The following is a 22,913-nucleotide window of genomic DNA, read 5'->3' on the forward strand; positions in this document are numbered from 1 at the left end:
ATGATCCCAGGCGAGTATCAGATCAAACCAGGGCAGATCGCCCTCAACGTGGCCCGCGAGACCCAACGCGTGGTGGTCGAAAACCATGGCGATCGCCCCATTCAGGTGGGATCGCACTACCACTTTTACGAGGTCAACCCGGCGTTAAAATTCGATCGTGAGGCCACGAGAGGCTACCGCCTGGATATCCCGGCCGGCACCGCCGTGCGCTTCGAACCCGGCCAGAAGCGCGAAGTGACGCTGGTTCAGGTGGCGGGTGCGCAGCGTATTTTTGGCTTTCGCGGCGAGGTGATGGGCGAGGTGAAGCATGGCTGAGATTTCGCGTCAGGCCTACGCCGACATGTTTGGCCCTACCACCGGCGACAAGGTCCGGCTGGCGGACACCGGGCTGTGGATCGAGGTGGAAAAAGATCTCACCGTGTACGGCGAAGAGGTGAAATTTGGCGGCGGGAAAGTGATCCGCGACGGCATGGGCCAGGGGCAGATGACCGCGCAAGATTGTGTGGATCTGGTTCTGACCAACGCGCTGATCGTCGATCACTGGGGGATCGTGAAAGCCGATATCGGCGTCAAAGATGGCCGGTTCTTCGCCGTGGGCAAAGCCGGTAACCCGGATATTCAACCCGGCGTGACCATCCCCATCGGCGCCGCGACGGAGGTGATTGCCGCCGAAGGGAAGATCGTGACCGCCGGCGGGATCGACACCCACATTCACTGGATCTGCCCGCAGCAGGCGGAAGAGGCGCTGGTCTCCGGCGTCACCACCATGATCGGCGGCGGCACCGGCCCGGCAGCGGGCACAAACGCCACCACCTGTACACCGGGCCCCTGGTACATCGCCCGCATGCTGCAGGCGGCCGATACATTGCCGGTCAATATTGGCCTGCTGGGCAAAGGTAACGGCTCTAATCCCGACGCGCTGCGCGAGCAGATTGCAGCGGGTGCCATCGGGCTGAAGATCCACGAAGACTGGGGGGCGACGCCGGCGGCCATCAACTGTTCGCTGGAGGTGGCCGAAGAGATGGATATACAGGTGGCCCTGCACAGCGACACGCTGAACGAATCCGGCTTTGTAGAAGATACCCTGGCAGCGATTGGCGGGCGTACCATTCACACCTTCCACACCGAAGGGGCGGGCGGCGGTCACGCGCCGGATATCATTACCGCCTGCGCGCATCCGAACATTCTCCCCTCCTCCACCAACCCGACGCTGCCTTATACGGTGAATACCATCGATGAGCATCTCGACATGCTGATGGTGTGCCACCACCTTGACCCGGACATCGCCGAGGACGTGGCTTTTGCCGAATCGCGCATCCGCCGGGAGACCATCGCCGCCGAAGATGTGCTGCATGATATCGGTGCCTTCTCGCTCACCTCGTCCGACTCGCAGGCGATGGGCCGCGTGGGCGAAGTAATTATCCGCACCTGGCAGGTCGCCCACCGGATGAAAGTACAGCGCGGCGCGCTGCCGGAAGAGAGCGGTGATAACGATAACTTCCGCGTGAAGCGCTACGTCGCCAAATACACCATTAATCCGGCGCTGACCCACGGTATCGCCCACGAAGTCGGCTCCATCGAAGCGGGCAAACTGGCGGATCTGGTGGTCTGGTCTCCGGCATTCTTTGGCGTAAAACCCGCGACCATTGTGAAAGGCGGGATGATCGCCTGCGCCCCGATGGGCGATATCAATGCCTCTATCCCTACGCCGCAACCCGTGCACTACCGCTCGATGTTCGGCGCGCTGGGGGCCGCCCGTCACGCCACCCGCCTGACCTTTATTTCGCAGGCGGCAGAGGCGCAGGGCATTGCCCGGCAGTTGAACCTGCAAAGCACCACCGCCGTGGTGCGGGGCTGTCGCAGCGTGAAGAAGGCCGACATGATCCACAACGGCCTGCAACCCAACATTACCGTCGATGCGCAAACTTACGAGGTGCGCGTGGACGGCGAGCTGATAACCAGCGAACCGGCAGAGATCCTGCCGATGGCGCAACGCTATTTCCTGTTCTGAGGAGCCAAGATGATCACCTTAACCCAACGCCTTGATCACGCCCATCGCGTCACCACCAGCGTGACGCTGCCGATTGATATCCGCGTCAAAAGCCGCGCCCGCGTCACGTTGAACGATGGTCGCGAAGCGGGGCTCATGTTGCCGCGCGGCCTGCTGCTTCGCGGCGGCGACATGCTGGCAACGGAAGACGGCAGCGAAATTATTGAAGTGATTGCCGCCCCGGAGTCCGTTTCGGTGGTGCGTTGCGCCGATCCTTTCCTGCTTGCCCGCGCCTGCTATCACCTGGGCAACCGCCACGTGCCGCTGCAAATCATGCCCGGCGAGCTGCGCTATCACCACGATCATGTCCTCGACGACATGGTGCGGCAGCTCGGCCTTGAGGTGACGTTTGCCACGCTGCCGTTTGAACCGGAAGCCGGGGCGTATGCCAGCGATGCTCACAGCCATAGCCACTCTCACGCTCATTCACATTAAGGATCTGTCATGCGTACGTACCTTCCTCTGTTATTGCTGGCCTTTTCCCTTCCCGCCCTCGCCCATCCGGGGCACGGCGCAGATAGCTTTCAGGCGGGCTTTTTCCATCCGCTGACCGGTCTCGATCACCTGCTGATGCTGACCGGCGCTGGCGTCCTCTCTGCCCTGAGCGGCCGTAAGCTGCTGATGCCGCTCGCCACCCTCGGCATGATGCTTACCGGCGCCATTGCGGGCAGCCTGTTCGGCGGCTTTAGCGGGATGGAGACGCTGATCGTCGCCTCGCTGGCGGTATGCGGCGTGATGATGTTTAAAACAGAGAACCGACTGCTGCTGGCGGTGCCTGCGCTGGCTATGTTCCACGGCTGGGCGCACGGCGTGGAAATGGCGGGCCACAGCTTCTGGCTCTTTACCTCTGGCTTTATGCTCGCCAGCGCGGCGGTGCTGTGCGTGAGCTTCGGCGCAGGCCTGCTGCTGCGCCGTCATGACGGGATCCGTAAAACCCTGGGCGGCGGACTTATCGCCTCTGCGCTGCTGGCGCTGATGAGCTGATGGAGAACGCCCGCCAGCGGCTGCGGCTGATGCAGCTCTCCAGCAGTAGTCTGCCGGTGGGGTCGTTTACCTGGTCCCAGGGGCTGGAGTGGGCGGCCGAAGCGGGCTGGGTGACGACCGTCGACGCATTCCGCCGCTGGCAGATACAGCAGATGGAGCAGAGCTTTTTCTGCACCGATTTACCGCTGTTTATCCGTCTCTGCCACGCCTGCGAGCGGCACGATATCGCTCAGGCAAAACGGTGGACGGCGTACCTGCTGGCCTGCCGCGAAACGCGTGAACTGCGCGAAGAGGAGCGCAATCGCGGCGCCGCCTTCACCCGGCTTATTAAGAGTTGGGAGCCGGACTGCCCGCCAGACTGGCAACCGCTGTTTATGCAAAGCCAGCTTTGCGGCATGGCATGGCTGGGCGTTCGCTGGGCGATCCCTCCTCGCGAGCTAGCCCTGAGCCTGGGTTACAGCTGGATTGAGAGCGCGGTGATGGCGGGCGTCAAGCTGGTGCCATTCGGGCAACAGGCGGCGCAACAGCTGATTATCGAACTGAGCGATCGCTTCGCGGCGGGATTTGAACAGGCTTTACTGCGCCATGATGATGAACTGGGTGCCGCGACGCCCCTGTCGGCCATCGCCTCGGCGCGTCATGAAACACAATATTCACGGTTATTCCGTTCCTGAGGATTGTCTATGTCTGATTACAAACATCCCCTGCGCGTGGGCGTGGGTGGCCCGGTGGGGTCGGGTAAAACCGCCCTGCTCGAAGCGCTGTGTAAAGCCATGCGCGACACGTATCACCTGGCGGTGGTCACTAACGATATCTACACCAAAGAAGATCAGCGCATCCTGACCGAAGCTGGTGCCCTGGAGCCTGAGCGCATCGTGGGCGTAGAGACCGGCGGCTGTCCGCATACCGCCATCCGTGAAGATGCCTCGATGAACCTGGCGGCGGTAGAAGCGTTGAGCGAGAAGTTTGGCAACCTGGACATGATCTTCGTCGAAAGCGGCGGCGATAACCTGAGCGCCACCTTCAGCCCGGAACTGGCCGATCTGACCATTTACGTCATCGACGTGGCCGAAGGGGAAAAAATCCCCCGTAAAGGCGGGCCGGGGATCACCAAATCCGATTTTCTGGTCATCAATAAAACCGATCTGGCGCCCTATGTCGGGGCCTCACTGGAGGTGATGGAGCGCGATACCAACCGCATGCGCGGCGAGCGTCCGTGGACCTTCACCAACCTGAAAGCCGGCGACGGCCTGGCAACGATCATTGCGTTTCTGGAAGAGAAAGGGATGTTGCGGGTGTAGTAACGCGGGATGGGAATATTTCCCTCTCCCCGTGGGGAGAGGGAGAGGCGTTACGCCGCAGGCAGCTCTGCCAGCGGCCAGCGTGGACGCACAGAGACGGCTAAATCTGCCGTCGCGCCCGCTTTCAGACGCACCAGGCCGGCGTAAGCGATCATCGCCCCGTTATCGGTACAAAACTCGGGGCGAGCGTAGAACACTTCGCCACGGCGTTTTTGCATCATCTCTGCCAGCTTCGCGCGCAGCGTGCGGTTGGCGCTCACGCCCCCCGCCATCACCAGACGTTTAAAACCGGTCTGATCCAGAGCGCGTTTACACTTGATCATCAGGGTATCCACCACCGCATCTTCAAACGCACGGGCAATGTCCGCCCGGGTTTGATCGTCGTTGCCGTTGTTACGAATGGTGTTGGCAGCAAAGGTCTTCAGACCGGAGAAGCTGAAATCCAGGCCCGGACGGTCGGTCATCGGACGGGGGAAGACAAAGCGCCCTTCCGTTCCCTGCGAGGCGAGTTTAGAGAGCATCGGCCCCCCCGGATAGTCGAGCCCCAGCAGCTTGGCGGTTTTATCGAAGGCTTCACCGGCCGCATCGTCAATGGATTCGCCCAGCAGGGCATACTCACCAATGCCCGTCACGCTAATCAGCTGGGTATGCCCGCCGGAGACCAGCAGCGCCACGAAGGGGAATTCCGGCGGGTTATCTTCCAGCATCGGCGCCAGCAGATGGCCTTCCATATGGTGAACAGGAATGGCAGGCACGTCCCAGGCGAACGCCAGCGCGCGCCCAACGGTGGCACCGACCAGCAGCGCACCCACCAGGCCAGGCCCTGCGGTGTAACCGACGGCGTCGATCTCTTTCGCCGTTAAGCCGGCCTCTTTCAGCGCCGCCTGGATCAGGGGCACCGTTTTGCGCACATGGTCGCGGGAGGCCAGTTCAGGTACCACACCGCCGTAGTCAGCGTGTAATTTCACCTGACTATACAGTTGGTTGGCAAGCAGCCCTTTTTCGTCGTCGTAAATGGCGATGCCGGTTTCATCGCAGGATGTTTCAATACCGAGTACACGCATGACTTGTTTTACCTCGTTTCAATACCGCGCAGTGTAGGGCCAATGCGGGTTGATGTAAAACTTTCCTCACCCCTGGCGTTGAGTTCGTGTATACTCCCCACCCTTATAAAAGTCCCATTTCAAAATCGCATCGGTGCTTTACAAAGCAGCAGCAATTGCAGTAAAATTCCGCACCATTTTGAAATAAGCTGGCGTTGATGCCAGCGGCAAACCGAATTTATTAAAGGTGAGAGTTACATGCCGGTAATTAAAGTACGTGAAAACGAGCCGTTCGACGTAGCACTGCGTCGCTTCAAGCGTTCATGCGAGAAAGCAGGTGTTCTGGCTGAAGTTCGTCGTCGTGAGTTCTATGAAAAACCAACGACCGAACGTAAGCGCGCTAAAGCTTCTGCTGTGAAACGTCACGCGAAGAAACTGGCTCGCGAAAACGCACGCCGTACTCGTCTGTACTAATCTGTTGAGGGCAACGGCCCTCAATTGACAGACAGAGTAATAGTCGTAAGGCCGTGCTTCCGTAAGGAATGCGCGGCTTGTTTTCGTTTATGAGTAGCTAAAAATTCACGGGGCATATGGCTGGACGAATCCCACGCGTTTTCATCAATGACCTGCTGGCAAGAACCGACATCGTCGATCTCATCGACGCGCGGGTAAAGCTCAAAAAGCAGGGCAAGAACTACCATGCGTGCTGTCCGTTCCATAACGAAAAAACCCCCTCTTTCACCGTAAACGGTGAGAAACAGTTTTACCACTGCTTCGGTTGCGGCGCACACGGCAATGCCGTCGACTTTTTGATGAACTACGACAAGCTCGAGTTTGTTGAAACCGTCGAAGAGCTGGCCGCCATGCACAACCTTGAAGTGCCTTATGAAGCAGGCTCTGGCCCAAGCCAGATAGAGCGCCATCAACGGCAAAGCCTCTATCAACTGCTGGAAGGTCTGAATTCGTTTTACCAACAGTCTCTGAAGCAACCTGCCGCTGAGCCTGCGCGTCAGTATCTGAACAAGCGCGGTCTGAGCGACGATGTCATTGCGCGTTTCGCTATTGGTTTCGCCCCGCCCGGCTGGGATAACGTGTTAAAGCGTTTTGGCGGCAATAGCGAAGATCGTAAATCGCTTATCGATGCGGGCATGCTGGTCACGAATGACCAGGGACGCAGCTACGACCGCTTCCGCGAGCGGGTGATGTTCCCCATTCGCGACAAGCGTGGCCGGGTCATTGGTTTTGGTGGCCGCGTGCTGGGCGATGCCCTGCCAAAGTACCTGAACTCCCCGGAAACTGACATTTTCCATAAGGGCCGCCAGCTGTATGGCCTTTATGAAGCGCAGCAAGATAACGCTGAACCGCCGCGCCTGCTGGTGGTCGAAGGCTATATGGACGTGGTCGCCCTGGCGCAATACGACATCAACTATGCCGTTGCGTCGCTGGGCACCTCCACTACGGCTGACCATATTCAGCTGTTGTTCCGGGTGACCAATAACGTCATCTGCTGTTACGACGGCGATCGCGCGGGACGCGATGCCGCCTGGCGCGCGCTGGAAACCGCGCTGCCGTATATGACCGACGGGCGGCAGCTACGCTTTATGTTCCTGCCCGACGGTGAAGACCCGGATACGCTGGTGCGTAAAGAGGGTAAAGCGGCATTTGAAGCGCGGATGGAGCAGGCACAGCCGCTCTCCACGTTTCTCTTTAACAGCCTGATGCCGCAGGTAGATTTGAGCACGCCGGATGGCCGTGCGCAGTTAAGTACGCTGGCCCTGCCGCTGATTACTCAGGTACCGGGCGAAACGTTGCGCATCTATCTGCGTCAGGAGCTGGGCAAAAAGCTGGGCATACTGGATGACAGCCAGCTTGAACGGTTAATGCCAAAACAGGCCGATAACGGCACGGCACGTGCCGCTCCGCAGCTAAAACGCACAACCATGCGTATACTGATAGGACTGCTGGTACAGAACCCTGAGCTGGCGCCCAAAGTGCCGTCGCTGGCGGGTCTGGACCACGATAAGTTGCCAGGACTTGGCTTATTTTCAGAATTGGTCAACACTTGTCTGTCACAGCCAGGTCTGACCACCGGGCAACTTTTAGAGCACTATCGCGGCACAAAAGCGGCTGCAACCCTTGAAAAATTGTCGATGTGGGACGATATAGCAGATAAGGATATCGCTGAAGAGACCTTCACCGATTCGCTCAACCATATGTTTGATTCGATGCTTGAACTGCGCCAGGAAGAGTTAATTGCTCGCGAGCGCACACACGGTTTAAGCAGCGAAGAGCGCCGGGAACTCTGGATGTTGAACCAGGAACTGGCGAAGAAATAAGAGAAAGACAAAAGTATTTAACGGCTTAAGTGCCGAATATCGATCGGGAAGCCCCCGACAGCCGCACTGAGAGGCAGCGGCAAAAATATAAGTACGCCCTCGCTTTAAATGTTGGCAGCCGTATTGCCGACACCAATCAAACGAATAAGTGTGGATACCGTCTTATGGAGCAAAACCCGCAGTCACAGCTGAAACTTCTTGTCCAACGCGGTAAGGAGCAAGGCTATCTGACCTATGCCGAGGTCAATGACCATCTGCCGGAAGATATCGTCGATTCAGATCAGATCGAAGACATCATCCAAATGATCAATGACATGGGTATTCAGGTGATGGAAGAAGCACCGGATGCCGATGATCTGTTGCTGGCTGAAAACTCCAACAACACTGATGAAGATGCTGAAGAAGCCGCTGCACAGGTACTGTCCAGCGTAGAATCTGAAATCGGACGCACGACCGACCCGGTTCGCATGTACATGCGTGAAATGGGTACCGTTGAACTGTTGACCCGCGAAGGCGAAATCGACATCGCAAAACGCATTGAAGACGGGATCAACCAGGTTCAGTGCTCCGTTGCCGAATACCCGGAAGCCATCACCTATCTGCTTGAGCAGTACGATCGCGTTGAAGCGGAAGAAGCGCGTCTGTCCGATCTTATCACCGGCTTCGTCGATCCAAACGCTGAAGAAGATATGGCGCCGACCGCCACCCACGTTGGATCTGAACTGTCTCAGGAAGAGATGGATGACGACGAAGACGAAGATGAAGAAGACGACGACGACAGCAGCGATGACGACAACAGCATCGACCCTGAGCTGGCGCGCGAGAAGTTTGGTGAATTGCGTACCCAGTACGAACTGGCTCGCGACACGATCAAAGCCAAAGGCCGCAGCCATGCTGCCGCTCAGGAACAGATCCTGAAGCTGTCTGAAGTGTTCAAACAGTTCCGTCTGGTGCCAAAACAGTTCGACTACCTGGTTAACAGCATGCGCGTGATGATGGATCGCGTACGCACCCAGGAACGCATCATCATGAAGCTGTGCGTTGAGCAGTGCAAAATGCCGAAGAAGAACTTCATCACCCTCTTCACCGGTAACGAAACCAGCGAAACCTGGTTCAACGCCGCTATCGCGATGAACAAGCCGTGGTCTGAAAAACTGCACGACGTGAAAGAAGACGTGCATCGCGGCCTGATGAAACTGCAGCAGATTGAAGAAGAGACCGGCCTGACCATCGAACAGGTGAAAGATATCAACCGTCGTATGTCCATCGGTGAAGCGAAAGCCCGCCGTGCGAAGAAAGAGATGGTTGAAGCAAACTTGCGTCTGGTTATCTCTATCGCCAAGAAGTACACCAACCGTGGTCTGCAGTTCCTGGATCTGATTCAGGAAGGCAACATCGGTCTGATGAAAGCGGTAGATAAGTTTGAATACCGTCGTGGTTACAAGTTCTCCACTTACGCAACCTGGTGGATCCGTCAGGCAATTACCCGCTCTATCGCGGATCAGGCGCGCACCATCCGTATTCCGGTGCATATGATTGAGACCATTAACAAGCTCAACCGTATTTCTCGCCAGATGCTGCAGGAGATGGGTCGCGAGCCGACGCCAGAAGAGCTGGCCGAGCGTATGCTGATGCCGGAAGATAAGATCCGTAAAGTGCTGAAGATCGCCAAAGAGCCTATCTCCATGGAAACACCGATCGGTGATGATGAAGATTCGCATCTGGGTGATTTCATCGAGGATACCACCCTCGAGCTGCCGCTGGACTCTGCCACCACCGAGAGCCTGCGTGCCGCAACGCACGACGTACTGGCTGGCCTGACCGCCCGTGAAGCGAAAGTGCTGCGTATGCGCTTCGGTATCGATATGAACACCGACCATACGCTGGAAGAAGTGGGTAAACAGTTCGACGTAACCCGCGAACGTATCCGTCAGATCGAAGCGAAAGCGCTGCGTAAACTGCGCCATCCGAGCCGCTCTGAAGTGCTGCGTAGCTTCCTGGACGACTAATCCAGGCACACAGCAAAAAGCTCCCAAACGGGAGCTTTTTTTTTGTTTTTTCCCTCGCCCCTGGAGGGGCTCTGAACGCAGAGGGCTCACAGCCCCCTCACCACCAGCGCCTCATCCAGCTCCCGATACGCCTCGACCAGCTTATCCAGCGTCGCACGGTTTAATCCACTCGGGTTTGGCAGCACCCAGACCTGCGTCACGCCAATCATCACGCTCTGCTTACCCCACTGCACCCCACGCTGGCTAAAAGCCTGCTCGTACGCCTGCTTGCCCAGAATCGCCAGTGCGGCAGGCTGGTAGTCTTCCATTTTCTTAATCAGCTCCCGGCCCCCACTGCGCAGTTCATGCAGATTAACCTCGCTGGCCTGCACCGTGGGCCGTTCTACCAGCATGGTAATGCCGCAGCGTGTATCCAGCAGCCGTTGTTCCTCTTCCGGTTTGAGTTGCGTATCGGTAAAGCCTGCCTGGTGTATGACCTTCCAGAAGCGGTTTCCCGGATGTGCGAAGTGGAATCCGGTGTGGGCCGATGACTTACCCGGATTGATACCGCAGAACACAACGCGCAAGCCTGGCGCAAGAATGTCATTGATCATTATTACTCCCGATAGATGAATCACTATAGAAGTATAAAAGATTGAAAATACGTTGTTTATAAAAACAGCAGGCAGGCGCGTATGGCTGGATTGCGGCGGGGAGTTACATTATAATCCTTCGCCACGGCCCCTTAGCTCAGTGGTTAGAGCAGGCGACTCATAATCGCTTGGTCGCTGGTTCAAGTCCAGCAGGGGCCACCAAATTTTAGCTTTAAAATCATATGATTAAGCCACTCAATTGAGTGGCTTTTTTGTTTTCTAAATTATAAATGACTACAAAATGGCGACAGCTTTTCTGGTTGTGCCATTAACAACCCCTCCGGGGCAGATACTCTCTCTTCGATCTCAATTCAGCGGCAGTAGCCTGAGAGGCAGTAATGCCTGTTACCTCATATGCACCGGTCTCGTGTACATAGTCGATCCCCCCGCAAGCACAGGCTATGTAAAACGCATCAGCGCTTAAAGACGGTTCCGGTTTTGCTTCTGATGGCTTCATCCTATTGATTATCTTGTGTACAGCACACAATAACCACAATAAAATTGCGCATTACTTAACGCAAATGGAGATTGTGGATTATGGCTATTCCAGCTTACTTATGGATAAAAGATGATGGTGGCGCGGACATTAAGGGCTCTGTTGATGTTCAGCATCGCGAAGGTAGTATTGAGATTCACAGTTTCGCGCACGGACTACATCTACCCACGGACAACATGACGGGTAAAATTACAGGAACCCGCGTTCATAGCCCTCTTAGTTTCGAGAAAGAATTCGACTCTTCCAGCCCCTACTTATACAAAGCCGTGGCAAAGGGGCAAACCCTTCAGAGTACCGAATTTAAGTGGTATCACATCAATGACGCAGGGCAGGAAGTTGAATACTTCAACATGTTGCTGGAAGGCGTGAAGGTCGTATCGGTCTGCCCTCTGATGCATAACTGCAAAAATGCCGGTACCGAAAAGCATAATCATCTTGAAGCCATGTCGCTGCGCTATGAGAAAATTACATGGAAGCACTGCGACGGGAATATCATGTTCCCTGACGCGTGGAATGAACGATGATCCATTGCACCTTTCGGCTAAACGGGAATGCGTTATCAAACCTCAGTTGTCCGGGGATAGGTTTCTTCCCCGCCTATTCAGGATATGAAGGGGGACACAGGAACAATCCGGACTCAGTAAATATACCGAACGAGGGTCCTTTGCCTCCTGGAAAATATTACATTGTCAGCCGCCCCACAGGAGGACTCAGAACAATGGTACAGGACTGGGCCGCAACGAAGTATTCCGGTTCAGACCGTTCCGTCTGGTTCGCGCTGTATCGCGATGACGGAAACATTGATGACTGGACTTTTACTGATCGCGTCGAGCGAGGACATTTCAGGTTACATCCTGCGGGGTACATGGGAATTAGCGAAGGTTGTATCACTCTACCCAGCCCCTCACATTTCGCAGTTTTAAGAGAAGCTTTATTAAGAACGCCTACGATGCAGGTCACGGCGACTTTGACAGCTTACGGAACGGTGCAGGTTTATTGATGAGAGCGATCCACATTGCCCTTTTGTGGGCTGCATCATTCGTGGTGTATGCAGTTATTTTGATCCTGATGTATGCATTCATCCCTCAGGGCAAACTATTCGCATTTTATAGTGATTTAACAGGCCCCGTCTCCGGTATCGAATGGGACAACCTAATCAGCAATTTCTTCATATTGGGCAGCGCTGCAATCACTTTTCTGCTTGTATGGGCTGCCGCATGTATTGCTTTGAAAAATCGGAATGAGTGACTCCAGCTAACCCGGTTAGTTTGACCGGGTTCTTTTCCTCAACAATGTGAGAACATTCAGTGATTAATAAAACGAAGGTTGGCGAAAACAGATAGCGCCATAGCAGACAGCTGCGCGATCTCACTATCGTGAGATAAATATAAAGCAGACAGGGAATAGTGGTCATATTGATGCCTCTGCTGAGTTTGACAAGCCACAACCTAAGTTGCTAAGCACAGCGGTAAGAACCGGAACTCAATGGCAACTGCCCAACCTTTCTGCTGCGCTGCCAAAAGCAAAAAAAGCGCCACGGCTCCCTTCTGCGAGCCCTCTTCCGTAATGAATGTAACGGATTCATCACTCAGGCGAAAAAACCGTTAAAACTAAAGAAATCCGTCATCGCGCCGATCATCATCCGTGTGTATTATTTCCTGTAGCTCTTACCACAACTACCCTTAACTCAAATACTTAAGCGCCAAAGCGAAAGGCATCATGAGCACTCCGATAAAACGGCTAGAAATCATCAAAAATGCCATTGAACTGGAAGACGACGACATCATCCTGAGCCAGCTCGCCAGGCTGAAAAGTGAAGCGTTTGACGATGAGCTACAGGCAATCGTCGTGGCGCTTGAGCAGAAAAATTATACCGCCGCGATGGCCGCTATCACCGCCTGGCTGCAGAGCCAGCGCGCCGTCACCCCGTGGCGCGATCCCCAACTGGCGGCCAGTAAACTGGAATTGAAAGCGCTGGAAGAGCGCCTGCGCGATCTGATTGACCGTCGTAACGCCCGCGTCCAGCAGCTGGATGAGTTTAACGACAGCTATTTCTCTCGCCTCGGCCCCCTGATGACCCAGATCCTCGCCCTGCGTAAAACTCTGGCGGAGCTGAATCTGCGCCGTCAGCAGGCGGAGGCGCGTCGGCGTGAAGAGGATTATCGCCGCTGTCAGCACTATATGGCTCAGGCGGTGGAAGTGCTGGCCACCCTGACCCAGCGCTGGCGCGACCTGCCGGCAGACTCGCTGCAGGCCGCCGAGGCGCGTAAACAGCTGCAGCAGCAGAGTAACCTGATTGCCAATCTGCTGACCGAAGCGCAGGAGCTGGAGATCGGTTTAACCCGCGAAGAGGAGCCTGCCCGTCAGGCACGGGATGAGGCCAACGACGAGTATGAAAAATACCGCGAACAGCATCACGAAGCCGAAGTGCGGCTGCGTAAGGGTAAGGACTTATCAGAAGAGGATAAGAACGAGTTAAAACGCCTCTGGCGTCAGGCCAGTAAGCTCTGCCATCCGGATCTGGTGGCGGACGACCTGAAAGAAGAGGCGAATGCCATGATGGTGCAGCTCAATCAGGCTAAACAGCGGGGTGACGTGAAAGCCATCCGTTCGCTGGTGGCGCGCCTGCAGCAGGGCTTTGAGCCACTGATGGCCAGCGACAGACTGAACGATCTAGAACGTATCCGCAAAAAGATGAACCAGGTGCGCGAGCAAATCGACACGCTGGTGAACGAGCTGGCAGAGCTGGAAAAAGAGGAGTCCTGGCTGCTGGTCTCTTCCCTGAGCAATATGGAGGCCTACTTCGCCCAGCAGGAGAAAGCGCTGAACGACGTCCGCGCCTCGCTCGAACATCAGGTGAACGAAGCGCAGTTGGATTCAGCGGCCTGACTATTTTGCGTGCCAGTATGCGCTGGCACGCACCAGCTGTTGATCAAAGGCATCCGTTTCAAACTGGCGGCTCAGGTTTTTCACCATCTTCCCTTCCCCGGTCAGCCAGATAAAGTAATCCGCCGCGGGCACGCTTAAGGTCGCCAGCGTGTCGGCAACCGCCTGCTCGTTATGCCCCACTACCCAGTGAATGTTAAACGCACTCAGGTGTGCCAGATACTCTTTATATGCTTCGTCACCCACCGTCACTACCGCGTGGATCTCCGGGCGTACCGGCAGCGCCGCAATGGCTTCAAGACGACGACGAAGGGCCGGCATGCCCGATTCATCGCACACGTACAGCTGCCAGGCATAATCTTCCGGCACAACCAACGAACCGCGCGGGCCGCCGATGGTCAGCTTATCGCCCACTTTGGCCTGCGCCGCCCAGTCGCTGGCGAGACCGCGTTCGTGAATGAAGAAATCGAGCGCCAGTTCATGGCGCGCCGCATCGTACAGGGGGGTGTAATCGCGCGCCTGCGGGCGCACGCCCTCGCCCCAGTCGATTCCCTCTTCCGTGACGACCGGCGGCACAAAGGTCGTCCCCGGCTCAGGGAAAAAGACTTTGGTATGGTCGTCAAAACCGCGTGAGCTAAAGCCTTCCAGCGCCTCGCCGCCTAAAACAATGCGCTGAAATCCGCCGCTGATGCGCTCCACGCGCAGCACATCCAGTTCGCGAAAACGCAGCGCATTGCGCACGCGTTGTGGGTATCTGGTCGATGTCATTTTTCTGCCTTCGTGATGATTTACGATATATCTAAATTAATTTTAAATGATAATGATTGCTAATAACCAGGATTGCAAGTTTTTTTTGATAGCCTTTTACTTCTCCCTGCCACGAATCCATAGCCATAAAATAAATCTTTTTAATCATTTAGTTAGAAACAAATTGGCGTAAACATTTGCAAACCAGAACAATTTAGATATAAATTAGATATATCAAAATAAGGAGCCAACTCTATGCGACACGCACATCCTGATCGCGACCACGATCATCACCCCCACGGCGGCGGACGTCGACAGCGATTCTTCGGACACGGCGAGTTACGGCTGGTCATCCTCGACATTTTGACCCGCAATGCCAGCCATGGTTATGAGTTGATTAAAGCGATCGAGAGCCTGACCCAGGGCAATTACACTCCAAGCCCGGGCGTGATCTATCCGACGCTGGATTTCTTGCAGGATCAGCAATTTATTACCATTACGGAAGAAGAGAACGGCCGCAAAAAGCTGGCCATCACCGTGGCCGGGCAGCTGTGGCTGGATGAAAATCTGGAACAGCTGGAGCAGATTCAGACGCGTATCAAAGCGCGCTGTGTGGGTGCCCAGTTACGTAAAAACCCGCAGATGAAGCGGGCTCTGGATAATTTTAAAGCGGTGCTGGATTTACGTGTTAACCAGGCCCCGCTCAGCGACGCGCAGCTTAAGCAGATTATCGGCGTGATCGACCGCGCGGCGCTGGAGATCTCCCAGCTGGATTAAGTCACGGCTTCATCACGCAGACGGAAGATTTTCACCATCTCTTTCAGGTGTCGGGCCTGATCGTTCAGTGCCGATGCCGCCGCAACGGACTCCTCTACCAGCGCAGAGTTCTGCTGGGTAGTGGAGTCAATCAGGCCGATGGCGCTGTTGATCTGGGAAATGCCTTCCGTCTGTTCGCGGCTCGCCTGGCCAATCTCGCGCAGAATGGCATCCATCTCTTCCACGTTCCCCACCATGCCGTTAATCAGCGCGCTGGCTTTCTCAACCAGTTCCATGCCTTCCTGCGTCTGGCTGGTGGAACTCTCAATGAGCTGGCGGATCTCACGGGATGACGAGGCGCTTTTCTGCGCCAGCTGACGTACTTCTCCGGCCACCACCGCGAATCCGCGCCCGTGCTCGCCCGCGCGTGCCGCTTCTACGGCGGCATTCAGCGCCAGAATATTGGTCTGGAAGGCGATGGCATCGATCAGGTTGATAATGTCAGACATGCGGTTAGAGGTGTCGTTAATCAGACGCATTTTTTGCGTCACCTGCTTCATCATTTCACCGTTATTTTTCACCACCAATGCCGCATCGGCAGAGAGGTGAGTGGCGTCGCCGGTGTGGGCTGCTGTGTTCTTCACCGTCACGGTGATCTGCTCCATCGACGCCGCCGTCTGCTCGACGGAACTGGCCTGCTCTTCAGTCCGGGCTGCCAGATCCTGGTTGCCTGCCACAATCTGCGCCGCCGCGCTGGAGATGCTCTCGGAGCCGGACTGCACCTCCTGCACAATCTCCTGCAGACGGGTTTTCATGGTCATCAGCGCGTTCAGCAGAACGCCGGTCTCGTCACGGGAGCGGCTGACCACCGTTCGGGTGAGATCGCCCTCGGCGATAGATTCCGCCAGCGAGACGGCCTGGCCCAGCGGATGGGTGATTGAGCGGGCGATAAACCAGCCGATCACCGACGCCGCCAGCACACTTCCCAGCGCCAGCAGGACCAGAATCATACGGTTCGATTTGAAGTCGCGCTCAACGTCGGCACCGCCCTTCTGCATCTCGCGGTTCTGCACCGCAATCAGCTCCTGCACTTTCGCTTTATAAGCTTGCTGCAGCGTCAGGGTCGTGGTCATCATCTCGGCCACCGCCCCCGGACGGTCATTATTTTGTATGGCTTTCAGGATACGGAAGCGGGACTCAAGATATTGCTGGCGTATCTGGCTGAAGTCGGAGAGGATTTTTTGCGATTCTTCGTCGTTGAGCCTGTTGGTCAGGTCAGTAGAAATGCGCGTGATATTTTCACTTATCGCCTTCAGATGCTGCTCCGACGTGGCGGTGTAGGTGCCCTGGTCATCCAGCAACATGAGCTGCTGGGTACTGACAAATTCCTGGAACTGTTCGATTAACTGATTGGCTTTTACCGTGGTGGGATAATCCTCAGAAATGATGGTCTGCATACCGCTATTAGCCCGACTCAGGCTCAGTAAGGAGAGACCGGAGCTCACTATCATGAGTAAAATAATGAACCCAAACGCCAGAAATAATTTCGTGCCGATCCTTACGTTATTTAAAGACATATTAACTCCGTCGATGTGATTATTTCTTTGACGAGGGGGTTATCGGTCGGTTTTTAGCTAACTTTATGACTTTGATCGCTTTTTTCTTACAAACCACTATCAAAGAATAGGTATCACCTATTAAATGTGGGTAATCGATCGTTTTAGCGCCTGTATTTAAGTGAATTGACTTCTGCGCAAGAATAAGCGCGCATTATTTCTGGTTATTATTTCAGCGGGAACTTTAATTATTTAATATAAAATTAACATTCCCTGCGGCTTTACCGCGGAATAAAAAAAGCCGCTTACTTAAAATAAATAAGCGGCCTTTTCTTCTGCGGGACGTTTAGTGTAAAACGGTGACCGCATCCTCCAGGCGTTTCGCCCGGTGCTTCACCATGGCGGAGACATGCGCGCTCTCTTCCACCAGCGCGGCGTTTTTCTGGGTGATGCCATCCAGTTCTGCCACGGCACGGGTCAGCTCCGATAAACCGGTGGCCTGTTCCGAGGTCGAGTGGCTAATCTGGGCAATCAGGCGGGTGACGTTCTGAACCTGCTCAACGATATCATCCATGGTCTGGCCGGCGGCATGCACCTGCTCCGAACCGGACTGCACCTTACTGGAACTGGCATCAATCAGCTTACGGATATCATTGGCCGCGCTGGCGCTGCGGCTCGCCAGATGGCGCACTTCGCCAGCCACCACCGCAAAACCTTTCCCCTGCTCACCCGCACGGGCCGCCTCAACCGCAGCGTTCAGCGCCAGGATGTTGGTCTGGAAAGCAATGTCATTAATCAGTTTAGTGATTGAGCCGATACGCTGGGTACTGTCGGCGATCTCATCCATCGTCCTGACTACCGTCTGCATCGCGCTGCCCCCTTCGGTGGCCGCGCCGCTGGCCGCCATAGAGAGCTTATCGGCGGCGGCGGCCGTCTCTGAGTTGCTCTGCACCGATGCCGCCATCTGGTTCATGGTGGTCACCGTCTGCTGCACGTTGGCCACGGTCTGACGGGTGCGATCGTTCAGGTCTTCGTTGCCCTTCGCCAGTTGGTCACTTCCGTCGCGCACGCTCACCACCTGGCTTGATACGTCATTGATCAGCCAGCGGCACATCAACCCTAACTGCCCCACCGCACGCAGGGTCAGCCCCAGTTCGTCGCTGCGGTTGAGGTGCTCTACGCTATTGCGCGCCCCGGTCGCCACGTTCAGCGCCTGGCGCGCAACGTTCTCGATCGGGCGTACAATCTGCTGCTCAAACAGCAGGGTGCCTGTCAGCATGATGAGGGCACAGGCCGCCAGCGGCGCCCAGCCTGCAGAGGTGGCCAGCAGCACCGCGGCAAGCACCACAAACAAACCGGCCATCACGCTACGCACCCGCCAGCGCAGCGGCAGAGTGGGCAGCTTGCCAGACCAGCCTTTACGCAACACCAGCCCTTTATGCAGACGTTTGTTACTGCGCCCTTCGTTCAGCGCTTTGTAGAGCGGCTCTACCGCGGCAATCTCTTCCGGCGTGGCCTTCGCGCGAATCGACATATAACCCGTCACCTGCCCGTTACGCACCATCGGCACGGCGTTGGCGCGCACCCAGTAATGGTCGCCATTTTTGCGGCGGTTTTTCACAATGCCGCTCCACGGCTCGCCCTGCTTCAGCGTGTACCACATATCGGCAAACGCGGCTTTTGGCATATCCGGATGGCGTACCACATTGTGCGGCTGGCCCAGCAACTCATTCAGTTGGTAGCCGCTGACCTTCACGAAAGTATCGTTAGTGTGGGTCATGTAGCTGTTGAGATCAGTGGTGGACATCAGAGTGGTGTCATCGTCCAGAGGATACGCATTCTGGGTGACATACGATTGAGAAGACATGTGAGCATCCCTTGCAGGTTATTTGAATGTTAATTTCGGGGGTTAATCTCTTTTCGGCGGTGGGGAATTTATCTTTAGTTGTTAAATTCGATCGAGATCGCAAATCATCCCTAAACCGCACGTTTAGTACGCTTTTCTAATCTATTGATTCAAAATACTTTCACGGTGAAATTACTCACAAAGCCTTACCCGTTAAGGCCTACTTAAGTAGCGTGCGCCGCACCACGTCAGTGCAATTGACGAAAATGAGTGCAACGCAATGGCCCGCGACCCTACGCCAAAACCGCCTCCGCTGCGTCTCACATGATTAAATATTGTGCAACATTACTTTAACCTGGCGTTTATCCCGATTTTCGTCGGGTCATCGGAAGTGGCGCAATCCCTGCAATAATTAACTCAGTATCATGTGATACGCGATCCCCGGGAGCACATCTTGAACAGGTTACCCTCCAGCGCCTCGGCTCTTGCCTGTACCGCGCACGCACTGAATCTCATTGAAAAGCAAACGCTTGATCATGAGGAGATGAAACAACTTAACCGCGAGGTGATTGATTACTTCAAAGAGCATGTGAATCCGGGGTTTTTAGAGTATCGAAAATCTGTGACCGCTGGCGGGGATTACGGAGCCGTAGAGTGGCAGGCGGGGAGTTTAAATACGCTTGTCGACACCCAGGGACAGGAGTTTATTGATTGCCTGGGTGGTTTTGGGATTTTCAACGTGGGGCACCGTAATCCAGTTGTCGTTTCCGCCGTACAGAATCAACTCGCTAAACAACCTCTTCACAGTCAGGAACTCCTCGACCCCCTGCGGGCGATGCTGGCAAAAACGCTGGCGGCCCTGACCCCCGGCAAACTGAAATACAGCTTCTTTAGCAACAGCGGCACGGAGTCGGTCGAAGCGGCGCTTAAGCTCGCCAAAGCGTACCAGTCGCCGCGCGGAAAATTCACCTTTATCGCCACCAGCGGTGCCTTCCACGGCAAATCGCTGGGCGCCCTCTCCGCGACGGCAAAATCGACCTTCCGTAAACCGTTTATGCCGCTGCTGCCGGGCTTCCGCCATGTGCCGTTCGGCGATATTGCTGCGCTGCGCCTGCAGCTCAGCGAGTGCCGTAAAACCGGCGATGACGTGGCGGCGGTGATTCTGGAACCTATTCAGGGTGAAGGGGGCGTGATTCTGCCTCCGCAAGGCTATCTGCCTGCCGTGCGTCAGCTGTGCGATGAGTTTGGCGCGCTGCTGATCTTCGACGAAGTACAGACCGGTATGGGGCGTACAGGCAAGATGTTTGCCTGCGAGCATGAGAACGTGCAGCCAGACATTCTCTGCCTGGCGAAGGCGCTGGGCGGCGGCGTAATGCCGATTGGCGCCACAGTGGCGACCGAAGAGGTATTCTCGGTGCTGTTTGATAACCCGTTCCTGCACACCACCACCTTCGGCGGTAATCCGCTGGCCTGTGCAGCTGCGCTGGCGACCATCAACGTATTACTGGAGGAAAACCTGCCTGCGCAGGCCGAGCAGAAAGGCGACATGCTGCTCGATGGTTTCCGCCAGCTAGGGCGTGAATACCCGGACCTGGTGCAGGACGCACGCGGCAAAGGGATGCTGATGGCTATCGAGTTTGTTGATAACGTAATCGGCTACAACTTCGCGAGCGAGATGTTCCGCCAGCGGGTGCTGGTAGCCGGCACGCTGAACAACGCCAAAACCATCCGCATTGAACCGCCGCTCACGCTCACCATTGAGCAGTGTGAGCAGGTGCTGAAAGCTGCGCGTAAAGCGCTGGCGGCGCTGAGAGTGAGCGTCGAAGAGGCGTAAAAAAGCGCCGGGCGGCCCTGCGCCTGCCCGGCCGTTTTTTTTCCGCTACGTCCGAACCTTTTTAACGGTAAACCGCCGCACATTTCCCCTTTACTGGCCCCGCTCTGTTTTTGCCAACGCCTGGCTTACCGGAACGATATTCGCTTCCGGCCAGGTCCATACCTTGTCTTTATCCTTGTTGGGTCACAACCATGGTATAAAACCGTCAACAGAGGTTACGCCGTCAGTAGCCTCGCATCTTGCCGTGATGGCCCCTGCTTTATTTTTTGTTAACGCGATGACGACGGCTCAGGTTCACCGCTGGCGCTTTAAGAGGAGAGACGATGTTTCACGGATTAAGTGCATTTCCGTTGACCCCCCTGAAAGAGGGAAAGATCGACGAGCAGGCTTTCACAACCCTTCTGCGCCCACTGGTGGATGCGGGCGTAGATTCGCTGGGTATTCTTGGTTCCACGGGCAGCTACGCGTACCTCACCGTTGCAGAACGGGCTCAGGTAGCACGCTGTGCGGTTGAGCATGCGGGCGGCATCCCTGTGATGGTGAGCATCGGCGCACTTCGGCTGGACGATATTCTGCGTCTGGCCGACGACGCGCAAGCGGCCGGGGCGGCCGGCGTGCTAATGGCCCCGGTCTCGTACCAGCGGCTGACGGCGGAGGAGGTCTATTCGCTGTACGAGCGGGTTACCCGCCAGCTCTCCGTTCCGCTGTGCGTTTACGATAACCCGGCCACTACCGGCTTTACATTTAGCGATGAGCTGATGTTTGCCGTGGCGGCGCTACCGAACATCGGCTCCGTGAAATTTGGCCGCGTGCCGGAGGATATCGCGCAGGTACGCTCGCGCCTTCCGGACAACGTTACCATGGGCATCAGCGGCGACTGGCAGGCAGCGCCAGCCCTGCGGGCCGGGTTCGACGTCTGGTACTCGGTTATCGCAGGCGTGTTCCCGCAGACCGCGCTGGCGATTGCGCGTTCAAAAGAGACGGCGCAATCTGAACGGCTTGAGCCGCTGTGGGCGCTGTTCCGCCGTTATGGCAGCCTGCGCGTCATGGCAGCCGCAGCCGAGATGATGGGAAAAGTCACGGTGCCCGCACTGCCGTTTCCCCTGCAGGCGATCCAGGGCGAGCCGCGTGAAGCGCTGGCGAGACTGATTGTCAGCCTTGAGCTGGCCTGAACCACCCGCTGGTGCTCCGCGTACCCGGCAAGCGGGATTTACACTCCACATGCCCGGTCCGCGTTGCGCCACCGGGCAAGACCGTTATTCCGGCAACAACCCGACAAAACAGCGTTTTTTACGCGGCTCCGACATCAGTTCCTCGAGCTTATCCACGCAGGCCAGATAGTGCGGCGTCTGCTTATGCGCTAATACTGCCTCTTCGTCTTTATAGGCTTCATAGATAAAGAACCGGGTTTTCACCCGCGGATCCTGCAGTACATCAAAGCGCAGATTGCCCGGCTCCTGAATCGCCCCTTCATGATTGGCGCGAAACACCTCCAGAAACTCATCTACCCGTTCGGGTTTGATATTGATCTCTACCAGCGTCACATTCATTTTGCTTCTCCCTGTTTCTCTTCCTGCCAGAACTGGAACGCGTCCCGCGCGCGCATGTTCTCGTGGACCACTTTTTTCACCGCCTTCAGCATGGCGAGCGGCGCGCTGGACTGGAAGATATTGCGCCCCATGTCCACGCCGGATGCCCCCTGGTCGATGGCGCGCCAGCACATCTCCAGCGCCTCGTTTTCCGGTAGCTTCTTGCCCCCGGCGATGACAATCGGCACCGGGCAACTGGCGGTCACTTTCTCAAAGCCCTCGTCGACATAATAGGTCTTAACGAACTGCGCCCCCATCTCGGCGGCGATGCGGCTGGCGAGCGAGAAATAGCGGGCGTCGCGCGTCATCTCTTTGCCCACCCCCGTTACCGCCAGCGTCGGCATGCCATAGCGCGCGCCCGCGTCCACCAGCTTGATGATGTTGTTGATGGACTGGTGCTCAAATTCACTGCCGATATAGACCTGCGCCGCTACCGCGCAGACGTTCAGGCGCAGCGCGTCCTCCATCGCGACCGCCACGCACTCGTTGGAAAGCTCGCCCAGAATCGAATTTCCCCCGGAGGCGCGCAGCACCACCGGTTTGTTGGTGGCCGCGGGCACCTGGCTTCGCAAAATGCCACGAGTGCACATCAGCACGTCGGTCTCGCCAAACAGCGGGGCAATGGAGAGATCGATACGTTCAAGGCCGGTGGTTGGCCCCTGGAAGTAGCCGTGGTCAAAAGCCAGCATTACCGTGCGGTTGCTTTGCGGGTTGAAGATGCGTGAAAGCCGGGACTGCATGCCCCAGTCCAGCGAACCGCAGCCCTTCAGGGTGTAAGGTACGTTGACCTGCGGCGTACCGATACCAAAATCCTTGCCGTCTTTGATGTCGTCTAAATCAGCCATGCT

Annotated in this window: 22 protein-coding genes and 1 tRNA gene; 16 read left to right on the top strand and 7 right to left on the bottom strand. The window is 56.3% G+C overall.

All coding sequences use genetic code 11. The annotated features are described in order from the left end of the window. From JZ655_RS17815 to ureG, 6 genes are read left to right on the top strand one after another with little or no spacing between them, the layout of a single operon-like run. Positions 1–315 carry an urease subunit beta gene (locus JZ655_RS17815; RefSeq protein ID WP_046885835.1) on the top strand — a complete coding sequence of 105 codons (315 nt, stop codon included), beginning with the start codon at positions 1–3 and terminating at the stop codon, positions 313–315. Continuing rightward, a complete protein-coding gene (gene ureC, locus JZ655_RS17820) occupies positions 308–2,011 on the top strand; it encodes an urease subunit alpha (protein ID WP_207292425.1) in 1,704 nt (567 codons plus the stop codon). The genes JZ655_RS17815 and ureC overlap by 8 nt, the downstream gene beginning before the upstream one ends. Before the next feature lie 9 nt (positions 2,012–2,020). Continuing rightward, a complete protein-coding gene (ureE, locus tag JZ655_RS17825; RefSeq protein WP_207292426.1) occupies positions 2,021–2,485 on the top strand; it encodes an urease accessory protein UreE in 465 nt (154 codons plus the stop codon). A gap of 9 nt (positions 2,486–2,494) precedes the next feature. Further along, positions 2,495–3,034 (top strand): HupE/UreJ family protein, encoded by a 540-nt coding sequence (locus JZ655_RS17830; protein WP_046885833.1) that lies wholly within the window; start codon positions 2,495–2,497, stop codon positions 3,032–3,034. Next, the gene (locus JZ655_RS17835) at positions 3,034–3,708 is read left to right on the top strand and encodes an urease accessory protein UreF (protein ID WP_046885832.1); all 675 of its coding nucleotides are present in this window, start codon (positions 3,034–3,036) and stop codon (positions 3,706–3,708) included. The genes JZ655_RS17830 and JZ655_RS17835 overlap by 1 nt, the downstream gene beginning before the upstream one ends. A gap of 9 nt (positions 3,709–3,717) precedes the next feature. Then, the gene (ureG, locus tag JZ655_RS17840; protein ID WP_207292427.1) at positions 3,718–4,335 is read left to right on the top strand and encodes an urease accessory protein UreG; all 618 of its coding nucleotides are present in this window, start codon (positions 3,718–3,720) and stop codon (positions 4,333–4,335) included. Positions 4,336–4,385: 50 nt separating this feature from the next. Here ureG and tsaD read toward each other — a convergent pair whose 3' ends face one another. After that, positions 4,386–5,399, bottom strand: coding sequence for a tRNA (adenosine(37)-N6)-threonylcarbamoyltransferase complex transferase subunit TsaD (tsaD, locus tag JZ655_RS17845; RefSeq protein WP_040073963.1), 1,014 nt, complete (start codon positions 5,397–5,399; stop codon positions 4,386–4,388). 237 nt (positions 5,400–5,636) lie between these two features. Here tsaD and rpsU point away from each other — a divergent pair, with 237 nt between their 5' ends. The 3 genes from rpsU (at position 5,637) to rpoD (ending at position 9,723) form a co-directional block, all read left to right on the top strand. Then, positions 5,637–5,852 (top strand): 30S ribosomal protein S21, encoded by a 216-nt coding sequence (gene rpsU, locus JZ655_RS17850; protein ID WP_001144069.1) that lies wholly within the window; start codon positions 5,637–5,639, stop codon positions 5,850–5,852. 116 nt (positions 5,853–5,968) lie between these two features. Next, on the top strand, positions 5,969–7,714 hold the full coding sequence (dnaG, locus tag JZ655_RS17855; protein ID WP_046885829.1) for a DNA primase: 1,746 nt from the start codon (positions 5,969–5,971) through the stop codon (positions 7,712–7,714). 164 nt (positions 7,715–7,878) lie between these two features. Then, positions 7,879–9,723, top strand: coding sequence for an RNA polymerase sigma factor RpoD (rpoD, locus tag JZ655_RS17860; protein WP_040073961.1), 1,845 nt, complete (start codon positions 7,879–7,881; stop codon positions 9,721–9,723). Positions 9,724–9,809: 86 nt separating this feature from the next. Here the strand turns inward: rpoD and mug are convergent, their stop codons facing one another. Next, positions 9,810–10,316, bottom strand: a complete 507-nt coding sequence (gene mug, locus JZ655_RS17865) for a G/U mismatch-specific DNA glycosylase (RefSeq protein WP_040073960.1) — start codon at positions 10,314–10,316, stop codon at positions 9,810–9,812. Positions 10,317–10,441: 125 nt separating this feature from the next. Here mug and JZ655_RS17870 point away from each other — a divergent pair. The 4 genes from JZ655_RS17870 to JZ655_RS17885 all read left to right on the top strand — a co-directional run bounded on the left by JZ655_RS17870 (position 10,442) and on the right by JZ655_RS17885 (position 13,740). Beyond that, positions 10,442–10,517, top strand: a tRNA-Ile gene (locus JZ655_RS17870). 375 nt (positions 10,518–10,892) lie between these two features. Continuing rightward, entirely contained in the window at positions 10,893–11,375 is a 483-nt protein-coding gene (locus tag JZ655_RS17875) for an Hcp family type VI secretion system effector (protein ID WP_207292428.1), read from the top strand. Next, positions 11,372–11,851 (top strand): DUF2778 domain-containing protein, encoded by a 480-nt coding sequence (locus JZ655_RS17880; protein ID WP_207292429.1) that lies wholly within the window; start codon positions 11,372–11,374, stop codon positions 11,849–11,851. Before JZ655_RS17875 ends, JZ655_RS17880 begins: the two co-directional genes overlap by 4 nt. Before the next feature lie 719 nt (positions 11,852–12,570). After that, entirely contained in the window at positions 12,571–13,740 is a 1,170-nt protein-coding gene (locus JZ655_RS17885; protein WP_207292430.1) for a coiled-coil domain-containing protein, read from the top strand. Here the strand turns inward: JZ655_RS17885 and JZ655_RS17890 are convergent, their stop codons facing one another. Beyond that, on the bottom strand, positions 13,741–14,505 hold the full coding sequence (locus tag JZ655_RS17890; RefSeq protein ID WP_207292431.1) for a siderophore-interacting protein: 765 nt from the start codon (positions 14,503–14,505) through the stop codon (positions 13,741–13,743). Between the two features lie 234 nt (positions 14,506–14,739). Here JZ655_RS17890 and JZ655_RS17895 point away from each other — a divergent pair, with 234 nt between their 5' ends. Then, positions 14,740–15,261: a PadR family transcriptional regulator gene (locus JZ655_RS17895; protein ID WP_207292432.1), complete on the top strand. Its 522-nt coding sequence runs from the start codon at positions 14,740–14,742 to the stop codon at positions 15,259–15,261. Here JZ655_RS17895 and JZ655_RS17900 read toward each other — a convergent pair. Further along, positions 15,258–16,817, bottom strand: coding sequence for a methyl-accepting chemotaxis protein (locus tag JZ655_RS17900; RefSeq protein ID WP_207292433.1), 1,560 nt, complete (start codon positions 16,815–16,817; stop codon positions 15,258–15,260). The two genes, JZ655_RS17895 and JZ655_RS17900, sit on opposite strands and share 4 nt — an antisense overlap. Positions 16,818–17,142: 325 nt before the next feature. Then, positions 17,143–18,663 (bottom strand): methyl-accepting chemotaxis protein, encoded by a 1,521-nt coding sequence (locus JZ655_RS17905; RefSeq protein ID WP_207292434.1) that lies wholly within the window; start codon positions 18,661–18,663, stop codon positions 17,143–17,145. Between the two features lie 433 nt (positions 18,664–19,096). On the opposite strand from JZ655_RS17905, the gene ygjG reads away from it, so the two are divergent. Together ygjG and JZ655_RS17915 are read left to right on the top strand one after the other, a co-directional pair. Beyond that, entirely contained in the window at positions 19,097–20,476 is a 1,380-nt protein-coding gene (ygjG, locus tag JZ655_RS17910) for a putrescine aminotransferase (protein ID WP_207292435.1), read from the top strand. A gap of 323 nt (positions 20,477–20,799) precedes the next feature. Beyond that, positions 20,800–21,648, top strand: a complete 849-nt coding sequence (locus JZ655_RS17915) for a dihydrodipicolinate synthase family protein (protein WP_207292436.1) — start codon at positions 20,800–20,802, stop codon at positions 21,646–21,648. 84 nt (positions 21,649–21,732) lie between these two features. Here the strand turns inward: JZ655_RS17915 and lsrG are convergent, their stop codons facing one another. Both lsrG and lsrF read right to left on the bottom strand, forming a co-directional pair. Next, positions 21,733–22,026: a (4S)-4-hydroxy-5-phosphonooxypentane-2,3-dione isomerase gene (gene lsrG / locus JZ655_RS17920; RefSeq protein WP_022649458.1), complete on the bottom strand. Its 294-nt coding sequence runs from the start codon at positions 22,024–22,026 to the stop codon at positions 21,733–21,735. Continuing rightward, on the bottom strand, positions 22,023–22,910 hold the full coding sequence (gene lsrF / locus JZ655_RS17925) for a 3-hydroxy-5-phosphonooxypentane-2,4-dione thiolase (protein WP_040073948.1): 888 nt from the start codon (positions 22,908–22,910) through the stop codon (positions 22,023–22,025). Before lsrF ends, lsrG begins: the two co-directional genes overlap by 4 nt. Positions 22,911–22,913: the final 3 nt, after the last annotated feature.

Source organism: Leclercia pneumoniae (assembly GCF_017348915.1).
In the GTDB taxonomy this organism is placed as follows: Bacteria; Pseudomonadota; Gammaproteobacteria; order Enterobacterales; family Enterobacteriaceae; genus Enterobacter; species Enterobacter pneumoniae.